The 16077-nt window shown below is 66.8% G+C and carries 1 protein-coding gene; it reads left to right on the forward strand.

Features of this window, described 5'->3' with window-relative positions:
• Positions 1 to 81: 81 nt before the first annotated feature.
• Positions 82 to 15918, forward strand: a complete 15837-nt coding sequence (locus ON44_RS04555) for a non-ribosomal peptide synthetase (protein ID WP_040686535.1) — start codon at positions 82 to 84, stop codon at positions 15916 to 15918.
• Positions 15919 to 16077: the final 159 nt, after the last annotated feature.

The following is a 16077-nucleotide window of genomic DNA, read 5'->3' on the forward strand; positions in this document are numbered from 1 at the left end:
GAGGAAAGTTCCTATGCCGGGATACCGGTCGGTGGGACAGGATCGGGCGCGGCCGCGCGATATCGGAGGGGGGTCGTTCGTGTGACCCGGCCAGCCCGTAGCCGTCCGGTCCGGACCCGCCAGTCGCGGGTCACCACGCTGCCGCAGCTGATGGGCGCCGCGGTCGAGGCGAATCCGGACGGTATCGCCGTCGTATTCGCCGATGCCCGCGCGACCCTGGGACAGTTCAGCTACGCCGAACTCGACGATCGCTCCACGCGGTTGGCCCGGTTGCTCATCGAACGCGGTGTCGGTCCGGAAGATCTTGTCGCCGTTGGCATTCCGCGGTCGCTGGAATCGGTGGTCGCGGTGTGGGCGGTGGCCAAGACCGGTGCCGGATTCGTACCGGTCGACCCCAATTACCCGGCCGAGCGCGTCGCGCACATGGTGACCGATTCCGGTGCGGTCCTCGGCCTCACGGTCGCCGAGGTGGCGGCCGAGCTGCCGGATCGGGTCGAGTGGCTCGTCATCGATACTCCCGACTTCGCACCGCGCCTGGCCGAATACTCGGGCGAGGCCATCACCAATGCGGACCGGGTCCGCGCGGTGCGGGCGGAGCACCCGGCCTATGTCATCTACACCTCCGGTTCCACCGGCAAGCCGAAGGGCGTAGTCGTCACGCAGGCGGGACTCGCCAGCTTCTGCGATGAACAGCGTGAGCGGTATCGCGTCACGAACCAGTCGCGCACACTGCATTTCGCGTCGCCTTCCTTCGACGCGTCGGTGCTCGAGCTGCTGCTCGCACTCGGTGGCGCGGCGACCATGGTGGTGGTCGCGCCGAATATCTACGGTGGCGACGAGTTGGCGACGCTGCTGCGCCGGGAGCGGGTGACGCACGCGTTCATCACCCCGGCCGCGCTCGCCTCGGTCGATCCGACGGGGCTCGACGATTTCCGGGTCGTCGTCGCCGGTGGTGAGGCCTGTCCGCCGGATCTGGTGCGGCGCTGGGTATTACCGATCGCCGACGGTCGAACACGTGAGTTCTTCAACGGCTACGGGCCGACCGAGACCACGATCATGACCAATATCAGCTCGCCGATGACGCCCGGTGCGGTGGTGACCATCGGCGGTCCGATCCGTGCCATTACCGAATACGTGCTCGACGACCGGCTGAATCAGGTGCCGAGCGGCGTGGTCGGCGAACTGTACATCTCGGGTTCGCAAGTCGCGCGTGGTTATCACGATCGGCCCGCGCTGACCGCATCGCGTTTCGTGGCGAATCCGTTCGATCCCAGCGGTGCTCGGCTCTACGCCACCGGTGACGTGGTGCGCTGGACCGCGGCCGGTGAGATCGAATATATGGGCCGCAACGACTTCCAGGTCAAGATCCGCGGCTTCCGCATCGAACTCGGCGAGATCGATGCGGTGCTCGGCGCGCACGACAGTGTGGACTTCGTCGTCACCATCGGACACAAACTCGACACGGGCGCGACGATTCTCGCGTCGTACGTGCACGCCGCGGGCGACGCCGTTGTGGATACCGACGAGCTCACCGCCTTCGCCGAACGATCACTGCCAGCACATATGGTTCCGACGACCATCACGGTGCTCGATACGATTCCGCTTACCCCGGTCGGCAAGCTGGATCGCCGGGCACTACCCGCACCGGTGCTGGAGACCAAGGAGTACCGGGCGCCGGAGACCGAAATCGAACAGATCATCGCCGAGGTGCTCGGCGAGGTGCTCGGTATCGGCGCGGGGATGGGTATCGAGCGCATCGGTCTCGACGACGACTTCTTCGCACTCGGCGGCGACAGCATCACCTCGATCCAGGTGGTGTCGCGGGCCAGGGCGCGCGGGGTGATCTTCACCCCCCGAGAAGTTTTCGAATCGCGTACGGTCGCGGCCCTCGCGCCGCTCGCCACGCAGGGCGCGCCGGTCGAGAGCGGCGCACAGGGGCCGCTGGTCGAACTGTCGCAGGCCGATAATGACCGGCTGGCAAGGGAGTACCCGAAGCTGGCCGAGGTGTGGCCGCTGACCCCGCTGCAGTCGGGCATGCTGTTCCACGCGCAATTGGCCGAGTCATCGGTCGATGCGTACATGACCCAGTTCATGGTCGAGCTCGGCGGCGACGTCGATGTCGAGCGACTACGCGCGGCGGCGGTCGCCGTGGTGGGTCGGCATGTGAATCTGCGGGTGGCATTCGCCGAGGATGCCGCGGGCAATCCGGTGCAGGTCGTGCTCGACGAGGTCGAAGTGCCCTGGCGTTCGGTCGATCTCACCGACCACGCGGAGGCGGCTGCCGAGTTGCGGCGGATCATGGCCGCGGAGCTCGCCGACCATTTCGATATGCGGAACGCGCCGCTCTTGCGGTTCACCTTGATCCGTTCGACCGCCCCGGCGAGAGCGACGGGCCCGGAGGAGGCAGCCCGCGTAACCACGGAGGGCCCCGCGAGCGCCACGATGTCAGGGGCTTACCACCTGTTGGTCACCAGCCATCACATCCTCATCGACGGCTGGTCGATGCCGCTGCTGACCCAGGATCTGCTGACGCTCTATGTGCTCGGTGGTGATGCGAGCCAGTTGCCGCAGGCCCGCTCCTACCGTGACTATCTGGCCTGGCTCGGTGCGCAGGACCACAGTGCCGCGCGCAAGGCCTGGCGCGAGGTGCTGGCCGGTATCACCGAGCCGACACCGTTGGCTTCGGTCGATCCGGCCCGCGAAATCGCTTTGGGCGTAGGCGAAGTCGCTTTCGAACTGTCCGAGACCGATACCAAGGCGCTGAGCCGGTTGGCCGCCGATGCCGGGGTCACCGTCAACACCGTCATCCAGGCGGCCTGGGGTTTGTTGATCGGCCGGAGTGTGGATCGCGACGATGTCGTCTTCGGCGCCACCGTTTCCGGGCGGCCGCCGCAGCTCGACGGCATCGAGACCATGGTCGGGTTGTTCCTCAATGCGATTCCGGTCCGGGTGCGCCTGGATGCGAACGACACCCTCGCCGGACTGCTGCGGCAGTTGCAGTCCGAACAGGCGGCGCTGCTGGACCACCACTATGTCGGCCTGAGCGAAATTCAGGAAATCATCGGCGTGGAAGGGCTTTTCGACACCCTGGTGGTATTCGAATCGTTCCCGGTCGACGGGGAGGCGCTGACTGCGGCGGCGGGCGCACTCGATGGGATGAGCATCGAGGGCGCGGTCGCGGTGAACGGCACGCACTATCCGGTGACCGTGGTGATCGTCCCCGATGTGCGCATGCACTTCACCCTCAAATACCTCCGCGACGTCTTCGACGAGACGGCGGCACAGGCGCTGGCGAAGCGCTTCTCGACACTGATCGGCCGCTTCCTTACCGATCCGTTCGCCAAGGTCGCCGACGTCGATGCGCTCACCGATGCCGATCGGACGGTACTCGACGCCGTCAATGCCACCGAAGTGGTAGAGCTGCTGGATGATTCGACACTGCTGACGCTGTTCGACGCGCAGGTCGCCCGCACCCCGGACGCACCCGCGGTGATCTACGGCGATACCACGCTGAGCTACCGCGAGCTCGATGCGCGTTCGCGCGAACTGGCCGGGGACCTGGTCGGTCGCGGCGTCGGCTCGGAATCGCTGGTGGCGGTGGCGATGCGGCGCAGTATCGAGATGGTCGTCGCGATCTACGGTGTGCTGCGGGCCGGTGGGGCGTATGTGCCGATCGATCCGGACCATCCGGCCGAGCGCAGTGAATATGTGCTGTCCAGCGCGGTTCCGGTGTGTGTGTTGACCACGACCGGGACCGGCTTCGAAACCGAGACCGACACACCGCTGGTCTATGTGGACGCTGATCTTTTCGAGCTGCCTGTTCGCTCTGCGGCCGACGCCTCGATCTTCGGTGACCTGCCGACCGACTCCGTCGCGACGCCGCTTCCCGACAACACCGCTTACGTCATCTACACCTCCGGCTCGACCGGTCGGCCCAAGGGCGTGGCGATCACGCATCGGCAGATGGCGAACCAATTCCGTTGGGCACAGCGGACCTATCCGCACGGTCCCGGTGATGTGGTCCTGCACAAGACGCCGATCACCTTCGATATCTCCACGTGGGAGCTGTTCTGGACCTTGCAGACCGGTGCGGCGGTGGTGGTCGCCGAACCGGATGGGCACCGCGATCCCGCGTACCTGGCCCGTGTGATCGACGAATACTCCATCAGCACGGTGCATTTCGTGCCATCGATGCTCGACGCATTCCTCGACGGTGCGCCCGCGGCGTACCCGTCGTTGCGCCGGGTATTCGCCGCCGGTGAGGCGCTATCGAGGGAGACCGCCGCGCGCTTCGACACCTTCCTGCCGGATGCGGAACTGTTCAACTGGTACGGCCCCGCCGAGGCGACGGTCGTCACCGCCTATCCTGCCGAAGCCGATGGGCACGTGGCGATTCCGATCGGTACCTCGGTCGCCAACACTCGGGTGCATGTGCTCGACCGGCAGTTGCGGCCGGTTCCGGTCGGCGCGGTCGGCGAATTGTATGTCGCCGGTGTGCAGTTGGCGCGTGGCTATCTGAACGCACCGGCGCTGACGGCCGAACGGTTCGTCGCGCACGGCGATGGTGCGCGGTTGTATCGCACCGGCGATGTGGTGCGCTGGGTGCTTCGTGCCGGCGGACACGCTCTGGAATACCTGGGCCGCAGCGACTTCCAGGTCAAGTTGCGCGGCCAGCGCGTCGAACTCGGTGAGATCGAGACGGTGCTGCTCGGTCTGGACGCTGTGCAACGCGCGGCTGCGGCGCTGGTCAAGGGGAGCGCCGGTGATCGGCTGGTCGCCTATGTGGTGGCCGCGCCCGGTGCACAGATCGATGATGATGCCCTGCTCGACCACGTACGCGCGGCGCTGCCGTCGTATATGGTCCCCTCCGCGATCGTGCACCTGGATGCATTGCCGCTCAATGCGAGCGGCAAACTCGACCGCAAGGCCCTGCCCACACCCGAGTTCATCGGACGGCCCTACCGGGAGCCGTCGACGCCGCTGGAACGCTCGGTCGCCGAGGTATTCGCCGATGTGCTCGGCATCGAACGCGTGGGCGCTGACGACGACTTCTTCGACCTCGGCGGCAATTCGCTGGTCGCGACTCGCGTGGTGGCCCGGCTCGGTGCGGCCATCGGTAGCCGCGTTCCGGTGCGCGCAGTCTTCGAGGCACCGACGGTTGCCGCGCTGGCCACAGCGGTCGCACCCGGTGCGGGTCAGCGTCGCGGGGTGCCGCTGGTGGCCGGGGCGCGGCCGGAACAGATTCCGCTGTCGCTGGCACAGCAGCGGATGTGGTTCCTCAACCGGTTCGATACCGAATCGGCGGTGAACAATCTACCGGTGGCGGTCCGGCTGACGGGTGCGCTCGATATCGCCGCGTTGCAGCAGGCCGTCGCCGATCTGGTCGAGCGGCACGAAACCCTGCGCACCGTCTACCCGGCCGACCGCGATGGCGTGGCACATCAGGTGATCGTGCCCGCCGCACGGGCAGTTCCGGATCTGACTCCGCAGGCGGTTGCGCCGGATGCGGTGCACGCGAAGGTCGTCGAGATCATCGCCGCCGGATTCGATGTCACCGATCAGGTGCCATTGCGAGGTGCACTGTTCCAGGTCGCGGCCGAGGACGAGTACGTGCTCGTTTTCGTGGCCCACCACATCAGCGCGGACGGCTGGTCGATGGGACCGATGACCCGCGACCTCATGCTCGCCTATGCATCGCGTGCGGCCGGTACACCGCCTGCCTGGCAGCCGCTGCCGGTGCAGTACGCGGATTTCACTCTCTGGCAACGGGAAGTGCTCGGTTCCGAGGACGATCCGGAGAGTCTGATCACCGCACAGGCCGAGTTCTGGCGCACGACACTGGCCGGCCTGCCCGACGAGTTGAACCTGCCCGCCGACCGGCCGCGCCCGACGACGCAGTCGTTCGCCGGTGGCACAGTCGGTTTCACGGTCGAACCGCGGGTGCACCGCAGGCTGCAGGAGATCGGCCGCGAACAGAACGCGACGATCTTCATGGTTGTGCATACCGCGCTCGCGGTCTTCCTGGCACGTCTGTCGGGTACCGAGGACATCGCCGTCGGTACGCCGATAGCCGGTCGCGGAGCGGCCGAATTGGACGATGTCATCGGCATGTTCGTCAATACGCTGGTGCTGCGGACTCGGGTGCGTGGCAGCGCGACATTCGCGGAATTGCTTACGGCGGTGCAGGACGCCGATCTGCAGGCCTTCGCCCACGCCGATATTCCGTTCGAGCGCCTGGTCGATCTGCTCAATCCGGAGCGGTCCACGGCGCGGCATCCGCTGTTCCAGGTGGCGCTGTCGTTCCAGAATCTGCCGGACAATTCGTTCGAGCTACCCGAATTGCGAGTCGGAGCCGTCGATCTCGATATCGATACGGCGAAATTCGATCTGTCGCTGGCGATTACCGAGTTGCCGGGTGCGTCCGAGGGCATGTCCGCGGTGTTTTCCTTCGCGCGTGACCTGTTCGACGAGTCCACGGTTCGGGTGTTCGCGGATCGGTTCGTGCGGCTGCTCGAGGCGATCACCACCCGGCCGGAGCCGGCGGTGGGCGATCTGCCGTTGCTGGCCGAAGCCGAGGCGAAATACCTGACCCGGGTGCATCCGGATCAGGTGACCGCCGGTGAGCTGCTGCCCGATCTGCTGGTGCGTGGGCTGCGTCGCGGTGCGGAGCGTACGGCCATCCGCTACCAGGGCCGGTCGATCAGCTATCGCGAACTCGACGAATACTCGTCGCGGTTGGCGAGGGTGCTGATCGATCGCGGCGTCGGTCCGGAAAGCCTTGTGGCGCTGGCGCTGCCGCGCTCGTATGAAATGGTGGCCGCCGTGTCGGCGGTGTCGAAGGCCGGTGGTGCACATGTGCCGGTCGACCCGAATTACCCGGTGGATCGGGTGCGGCACATGCTGACCGACTCGGGTGCGCTCATCGGTCTCACTGCCTCGGAGTACCTGGGTAAGTTGCCGGACGACGTGCAATGGCTTGTGCTCGACGATGCGGAGACGGACGCGCTGTGCGCCGACCGCTCCGCCGCTCCGGTCACCGACGCCGACCGGAGCACGCCGTTGCGGCCGCACCATGTGGCCTTCGTGATCTACACCTCCGGGTCTACCGGTAAGCCCAAGGGTGTCGCCGTGACCCACACCGGACTCGGCGGCCTGGTCGACCATTCGGTCGGCCTGTACCGGCTGGAGCCGGAGCACCGGCTGCTGCATATCTGTTCGCCGAGCTTCGATGTGTCCGTGTTGGAATGGATTGTCGCGCTATCGGTCGGCGCGACAGTGGTGATCGTCCCCGCGGCCGTTATCGGTGGTCCGGAACTGGGTGACCTGCTGCGTAGTGAGCGGGTGACGCATTCGATCATCACCCCGGCGGTGCTGAGCTCGGTGGATCCGGTCGGGCTCGAGCAACTCGAAATGCTCATGGTCTGCGGCGATGCCACCACACCGGAGCTGCTCGGTAAGTGGCAGCCGAGCCGCAGGTACTACAACGGCTACGGCCCGACCGAGGCCACCGTCATCGCTTCCTACGCGACGCTGCGAGCGGGTGCGCCGATCACTATCGGCACACCGGTACACGGCATGTCGGCGCTGGTGCTGGATGCTCGGCTGCACCCGGTCCCGCCGGGCGTGGCGGGGGAGCTGTATCTGTCCGGCGGCGCATTGGCGCGTGGGTACCACAACCGTCCGGAGCTTTCCGCGGAGCGTTTCGTGGCCAATCCGTGGGGCGAGCCGGGGGCGCGGATGTACCGGACCGGTGACGTCGTGCGCTGGTTCGCCGAACCCGACGTGCGGATGGGCAATGCGGCGCTGCCGTCGATACCGTGGGCACTGGAATACGTCGGCCGCTCGGACTTCCAGGTGAAGATCCGCGGCTACCGCATCGAACTCGGTGAGATCGATGCCGTGCTCGGCGGGCACGCCGATGTGGAATTCGCGATCACCATGGGCAGGCAGAGCGACGCCGGTGTCACGATCCTGGTGTCCTACGTGCTGCCGGTGTCCGGCCGGGTCATCGAGACCAGCGTGCTCGTCGAGCATGCGGCTCGGCGCCTGCCGCCGCATATGGTGCCGTCCGCGGTCGTCGTGCTGGACGAGATCCCATTGACCCCGGTCGGCAAGTTGGATCGAAAGGCGTTGCCGGAACCGGTCTTCGAACAGGCTGCCTTCCGCGCGCCGAAGACGCATACAGAACAGATCGTGGCAAGCACGTTCGCGGCGGTGCTGCGCATCGGCACCGGCGCCGACGACAGCCGCTACCTCGGCCTGGACGACGACTTCTTCGCACTCGGTGGAAATTCGCTGCTGGCAACGCAACTGGCGGCGCGCCTCGGTGCGGCGCTGGACACCCGGGTACCCGTGCGGGTGCTCTTCGAGGCATCCACGGTTGCCCAACTCGCGGCCGAGCTCGAACAGCTCGCCGGTACCGGCGCTCGCAAGGCATTGGTGGCAGGTGAACGGCCGCGACATATTCCGCTGTCGCCGGCACAGCAGCGGATGTGGTTCCTCAACCGGTTCGACACCGAGTCCACGGCATACAACATCCCGATCGCCGTGCGCCTCACCGGCACCCTCGATGTGACGGCGCTGCGCCGGGCGGTCGCCGATGTGGTCGAACGGCACGAGATCCTGCGCACCATCTACCCGCAGACCGATGCGGGTCCGGTCCAGCTGATCCTGCCCGCCGATGCGGCCGTGCCTGAACTAGCGATCCGCGAGGTCGCGCCGGATGAACTCGAATCTGCCGTCGTCGAGCTGATTTCGACGATTTTCGACGTCACGAGCGAGGTGCCGGTCCGGGTCGTGCTGTTCGATGTCACCGGTGCCGGTGCCGGTGCCGGTGCCGGTGCGGGTGCCGGTGCGGCGGGAGCGGCGGGTCTGGAGGCGGGAGCTGCGCAGGGCCCTGTGGATGCCGTCGTCGGTGCGGCGGGAGCGGCGGGTCTGGAGGCGGGTGCTGGTGTGGCTGCGCAGGGCCCTGTGGATGCCGTCGTCGGCACACCGGGAGCGGCGGGTCTGGAGGCAGGAGCTCGCGTGGCCGCGCAGGGCTCCGTGGCCGCCGCCATCGAACACGAATATGTGCTCGCCTTGGTGGTGCACCACATCTCCGGTGACGGCTCGTCGGTCGCACCGCTGACCCGCGATCTGATGCTGGCATATGCGGCCCGCTCGGCGGATGCCGCGCCGAGCTGGGCGCCGCTTACCGTGCAGTACTCGGACTACAGCATCTGGCAGCGCGAACTGCTCGGCAGCGAGGACGATCCGGAATCGCTGGCGGCCGAGCAGGTCGCCTACTGGCGCGACGCACTGGCCGATCTGCCCGAACAGCTGGATCTACCGTCGGATCGGCCGCGCCCCGCGGTGCAGTCCTTCGCGGGCGGCACCGCCGCGGTGCGCATAGATCCCGAAACCCACCGTGCCCTCATCGAATTGGCCCGCGCCGAGGGCGCGACGCTGTTCATGGTTGTGCACACCGCGCTGGCGGTACTGCTGGCGCGGCTCTCGGGTACCGATGACATTGCCATCGGTAGCCCGATGTCCGGTCGCGGTGAGGCCGCGTTGGACGAGCTGATCGGCATGTTCGTCAACACCCTGGTGTTCCGCACCCGGGTGGACGCGGGTGCGACCTTCACCGAGCTGACCGCGCGTCAGCGGGAGGCCGATATCCGGGCCTTCGCCCATGCGGATATCCCGTTCGAGCGATTGGTCGAGGTGCTCAACCCGGTCCGCTCGACCGCGCGACATCCGCTGTTCCAGGTCGGGCTGTCGTTCCAGAATCTGGAGCAGTCCCGCCTCGAACTGCCCGGCCTCACCGTCTCCGGAGTCGGTATCGACACCCAGGTGGCGCAGTTCGATCTGAACCTCATCGTGAGCGATGCCTACGATGCGAACGGCGTGCCCGCCGGTATCGCCGGTCAATTCGTCTACGCCGAGGACCTTTTCGATCAGGCGACCGTCGAGAGGTTCGCGGAGCGCTTCACACGCCTGCTCGACCGGATTATCGCCGCACCGCACATCGCGGTCGGCGAACTCGACCTGCTGGCACCCGCCGAGCGTCGGCGAATCCTGCTCGACTGGAACGAGACTGCCGATCCGGTCGCCCCGGAACTGCTGCTCGACAGCTATCGCCGAGCGGTCGCGGACCATCCCGATGCGATCGCGGTGGTCCACGAGGGCGCCGAGCTTGCCCACCCGTCGCCCGACCACCACCCCCCATCGAGTCGCTACGCGACGCTGACATATCGCGAATTCGACCAGCGGGTCAACCGTTTGGCACGGCTGCTGATCGAGCGCGGTGTCGGCACGGAATCTCTAGTGGGCCTGGCGATTCGGCGGTCGGTGGATCTGGTTGTCGGCATGTACGCGATCGTGACGGCCGGTGGCGCGTATGTGCCGCTGGATCCGGATCATCCCGCGGAGCGGATCGCGCACATCCTGGATACCGCCCAGCCCGCGTGCGTGCTGACCACCACCGCGGATGCGGTCGCGGTGTCAGGTGATACGCCGGTGCTGCATCTGGATGCATTGGCATTGGAGGGATTCGACGCGAATCCGGTGCGCGCCGACGAACTGTTGCGCCCGGTGCGGCCGGAGAACCCGGCCTACGTCATCTTCACCTCGGGTTCGACCGGACGTCCCAAGGGCGTGGCGATTTCGCATGCGGCCATCCACAACCAGATCACCTGGATGCTGGCGGAGTATCCGCTCGGTGTGGGGGATGTGTACCTGCAGAAAACCGCGACCACCTTCGACGTCTCGCTGTGGGGCTATTTCATGCCATTGCGCGCAGGCGCGAAACTGGTCGTCGCCACCCACGACGGCCACCGCGACCCGGCCTATGTCGCGGAAACGATTGCCGCGCATGGCGTCACCGTCACCGACTTCGTGCCGTCGATGCTGACGGTCTTCGCCGCGCACACCCCGGCGGGCTCCTGCCCAACGCTACGGGACATCTTCGTGATCGGCGAGGCGCTGCCGCCGGAAACCGTCGACGCTGTGCGCGCCATATCGGATGCCCGCGTGCACAACCTCTACGGCCCGACCGAGGCCGCGGTCTCGGTGACCTACTGGGAGGCGCGCGGCAACGACCGCCCCGGCGTCCCGATCGGCCTGCCGCAGTGGAACACCCAGGTATACGTGCTGGATTCGCGACTGCATCCGGTGCCGGCCGGGGTGCCGGGTGAGCTGTACCTGGCCGGTGACCAGTTGGCCCGCGGTTATGTGCGCCGTCCCGATCTGACCTCGGACCGGTTCGTGGCCAATCCATTCGGCGACGGCACACGCATGTACCGCACCGGTGACCTGGTCGTCTGGCGTGCGATCGAGACCGGCGGTGTCCTCGATTACCTCGGCCGCACCGATTTCCAGGTCAAATTCCGCGGCCAGCGCATCGAACTCGGCGAGATCGAAACCGCGCTGCTCGCCGAGGCATCGGTGAGCCAAGCCGTTGCCGTTGTGCTGTCGTCGACGCTGGGTGACCAACTGGTCGCGTATGCCGTGCCGACCCCGGGGCATCGGATCGATCAGACCGAACTGCTGACCGCGATCGCGGGAACTCTTCCGGCATATATGATTCCGGCCGCCATCGTGGCGCTCGATACGTTCCCGCTGAATACCAGTGGCAAGCTGGACCGCACGGCACTGCCGGAACCCACCTTCGCCACCCGCGAATTCCGAGCCCCGGCAACACCGGTCGAGGAAATCGTGGCGGGCGTCTTCGGCGATGTGCTCGGCTCGGAACGAGTCGGCGTCGACGACGACTTCTTCGCACTCGGCGGCAATTCGCTGATCGCCACCCAGGTGGTGGCCCGGCTCGGTGCCGCCATCGGCGGTCGGGTGCCGGTGCGCACCTTGTTCGAGGCATCGACGGTCGGCGGGCTCGCGGTCAAGATCGAGCAGCATGCCGGATCCGGTGGTCGCCGCGCGCTGACGGCCGGTCCGCGTCCGGAACGGATTCCGCTGTCGATGGCGCAGCAGCGGATGTGGTTCCTCAACCAGCTCGATCCTTCGTCGGCGGTCAACAATATTCCGGCCGCCGTGCGCCTGACCGGTGCGCTGGATCTGGTCGCGTTGGAACTGGCCGTCGCGGATCTGATCGAGCGGCACGAGGTACTGCGCACCGTTTATCCACAGACCGATGACGGTCCTGTGCAATTGATCGTGCCCGCCGAGCAGGCGGTGCCGGATCTGACGCCGGTACCGGTGATCGCGGCCGACCTGCCCATGCACGTCGTCGCGACGGCCTCGGCCGGATTCGATGTGACGGCCGAGGTTCCGGTGCGGGCCAGGCTTTTCCAGGTCGAGCCGGACGAGCATGTGCTCGTGCTGGTGGCGCATCACATCAGCGCGGACGGCTGGTCCATGGGCCCGCTGACCCGCGATCTGATGATCGCCTACGCATCCCGCTCGGCCGGTGCGACACCGGCCTGGGCGCCGCTTCCGGTGCAGTACGCCGATTTCAGCATCTGGCAGCGCGAGGTGCTGGGTTCGGAAACTGATCCGGACAGCGTCATCACGGCCCAGGCGAACTACTGGCGCAGCGTGCTCGCCGGTATTCCGGAGGAGCTGAATCTGCCTATGGATAGGCCGCGTCCGACGACGCAGTCGTTCCGCGGCGGCCGGGTGGCCTTCGCGATCGGCACCGAATTGCGCCGTGGCCTGCAGGAACTTGCGCGCGCCGAGAACGCGACCATGTTCATGGTTGTCCACACCGCACTCGCGATCTTGCTCGCGCGGTTGTCCGGTACCGATGACATCGCCATCGGGACCCCGGTCGCCGGTCGCGGTGAGGCCGAACTCGACGATGTGATCGGCATGTTCGTCAATACCCTCGTGCTGCGCAGCGAGGTGCCGGGCGAGCTGAGTTTCGGTGCGCTGCTGGCACATACGAAGGATGCGGATCTGCAGGCATTCGCACACGCCGATATTCCGTTCGAGCGGCTGGTCGACCTGTTGAACCCGGTGCGCTCGACCGCGCGGCATCCGTTGTTCCAGGTCATGCTGTCGTTCCAGAATCTGCCGGACACCTCGTTCGAACTGCCCGGGTTGCGCGTCGGCGCGGTCGATCTGGAGATTGATGCCGCGAAATTCGATCTCTCGCTGACTATTCAGGAGTCCGCGCAGAGCGCCGGTATGGTCGCCGAATTGTCTTTTGCCAGAGATCTTTTCGATGACGCGACCGTCCAGGGTTTCGCGGACCGGTTCGTCGGGCTGCTCGAACAGATCGTCGCCCGCCCGGACGCGCCGGTCGGCGATATCGATCTGCTCAGTGATACCGAACGGGCCGCGGTGCTGTGGCGGTGGAACGACACCAACCGTGAGCTCGGTGCGGTCGGGACGCTTGTGGATGAATTCGCCAGGCAGGCGGCGGCGACGCCGGATGCGGTCGCGATCGTCGGTCCCGCGACGCCGGCCCAACCGTCGCCCGACCACCACCCCTCATCGAGTCGCTCGCTGACATATGCCGAATTCGGTGCGTGCGTGCACCGGTTGGCGCGTCGGTTGATCGAGGCCGGTGTCGGTCCGGAAAAGCTTGTCGCCCTTGGTCTGCGGCGTTCGGTCGATTTCGTGGTCGCCGCCTACGCCGTGCAGGAGGCCGGTGGCGGTTACGTGCCGCTGGACCTCGAGCAGCCCGCGGAGCGGATCGGCTACGTGCTCGAGTCGGCCGCGCCGGTGTGCGTACTGACCACCTCGAGCGACGACTTCGACGACACCTGTCTGCCTACCATCGTGATCGATGAGCTGGACCTGTCCGGCTACTCGGAGCAGCCCGTCACCGACACGGAGCGGATTGCGCCGCTGCGGCCGAGCAACCCCGCATACGTCATCTTCACCTCCGGTTCGACCGGTCGCCCGAAGGGTGTGGCGGTACCGCATTCCGCGGTGGTGAACCAGATCCGTTGGATCACCGACGAATACGGCATCGGAGCCGACGACATCGTGCTGTTCAAGACCCCCACAACATTCGATGTGTCCGTGTGGGAACTGTTCGGCCCGTTGTCCACCGGCGGTCGAATCGTCGTGGCCACCCCGGACGGCCATCGCGACCCGCAGTACCTCGCGGAAGTCATTGCGGCCGAGCGAGTCACCATGACCTCGTTCGTGCCCTCGATGCTGACCGTCTTCGCGGGCGCGGTCGACGGCTCCGCCCTGGCATCACTGCGCACCCTGCTGATCGCCGGTGAGGCCTGCACCGCCGATGCGGTGCAGGCCATCCGCAAGGTCAGCTCGGCCGAGCTCTACAACCTGTACGGACCGACCGAATTCGCCGTCCACGCGACGCACAGTCCGGTGACCGCCGATATCGAGGGTGCGGTGCCGATCGGCCTACCGGTCTGGAATGCCCAAGCGTACGTGCTGGATTCCCGGCTGCACCCGGTGCCGTCGGGTGTCGCGGGCGAGTTGTACCTGGCCGGTGCGCAATTGGCCCGCGGCTACGCCGGTCGCACCGACCTCACATCGGATCGCTTCGTCGCCAACCCATTCGGTGCGCCCGGTTCCCGGATGTACCGCACCGGCGACCTGGTCACCCGCAAGGCCGACGGTTCGATCGGCTACCTCGGCCGCACCGACTTCCAGATCAAGCTGCGCGGTCTGCGCATCGAACTCGGCGAGGTCGAAACCGCACTCACCGCGCACGACTCGGTGGCACAGGCCGTGGCACTGGTGCGTTCCGATCGGCTCGTCGCCTATGTAGTTCCCGCGAGCGGTGCCACGGTCGATACCGAGGCACTACGGACCCATGTCGCCGAACAGCTGCCGTCCTATATGGTTCCGGCCGCCATGGTGGTCCTCGATGCCATGCCGTTGAACCCCAACGGCAAGCTCGATCGCCGCGCCCTGCCCGACCCCGTTTTCGCGGCACGGGAGTTCCGCGCACCGACGACCCCGCTCGAATCGACCGTCGCCGCTGTCTTCGCCGAGGTCATCGGCATCGACCGGGTCGGCATCGACGACGACTTCTTCGGCCTGGGCGGTAATTCGCTGCTGGCCGCCCAGGTCGTCAGCCGACTGCGCAAGGTGACCGGCGCGCAGATCAAGGTCGCCTGGTTCTTCACCGAGCCTACGGTGCTCGGCATTTCGAAGCAGATCAGCGCGGTGCTCGAGCACGGACACGATTTCGGCTCCGCGGCCGCACTCGGCGTGATCCTCCCGATCCGCGCCGCGGGCACCAGGCCGCCGCTGTTCTGTGTGCACCCGCTGGCGGGACTGTCGTGGTCCTATGCCGGACTGGCCAGGGTTCTCCCGGCCGACCAACCGATCTACGGCATCCAGACGCCCGCGCTCACCGAAGACGACTACCACCCGGGCTCGATGGTTGAGATCGTGCGTCGCTATGTCGCCGAGATGCGGGCGGTGCAGCCCGAGGGTCCGTATCGGATAATCGGTTGGTCGCTCGGCGGCAAACTTGCCCACGCCGTGGCGACCGAACTACAGGCCGACGGCGCGCAGGTCGAGTTGCTCGCGATCCTGGATGCCTACCCGGGCGGCGACTTCACCGATTTCCGGAACCAGGTCCGTGCGGCCTTCACCGAATTGGGTCTGGACGCGGCGGTTCTGCCCGCGGCGGAAAACCTGCAGGAGATCGGTGACGAGGCCGTGGCAGCGCTGCACGCGATGGCAGTCGGCCAGGGCGTGGACGTGCTCACCCCCGAACGACTACGGCTGATCTACCGCACGGCCATGCGCACGGTCGAACTGGAGTCGCGGTACCGGCCGGGGGTGTTCGAGGGGACGCTAGAGTTCTTCCGGGCCACGGTCGATGCCCAGGCCCGACCAGATCGCACCCCCGCCGACTGGCAGCCTTTCGTCTCCGATGAGATCATCGATCGCCCGATCGGGTCGACGCACGAGTTGATGACCTCTGCCGAAGCGTTGGCCGAGATCGGTCCCCGGCTCGCTGAGCTGCTCGAAACCCCTGAGCGGTAGCGATCGGCCGGGGAACGCAGGTGGATCGTCGGCGGGAACAAGCTGCCAATGCGGTTACGATCGGCGTCTGACCATGCGATGCTTCTGAGCAAGCGCTGGGAGGGGAGCACTTTTTAGGGATTACAGGGTAGGTGAGCTCCTTCATGTTTCGGGTGGTTG

This window comes from Nocardia vinacea NBRC 16497, from assembly GCF_000308835.1.
GTDB classification, from domain to species: Bacteria; Actinomycetota; Actinomycetes; order Mycobacteriales; family Mycobacteriaceae; genus Nocardia; species Nocardia vinacea.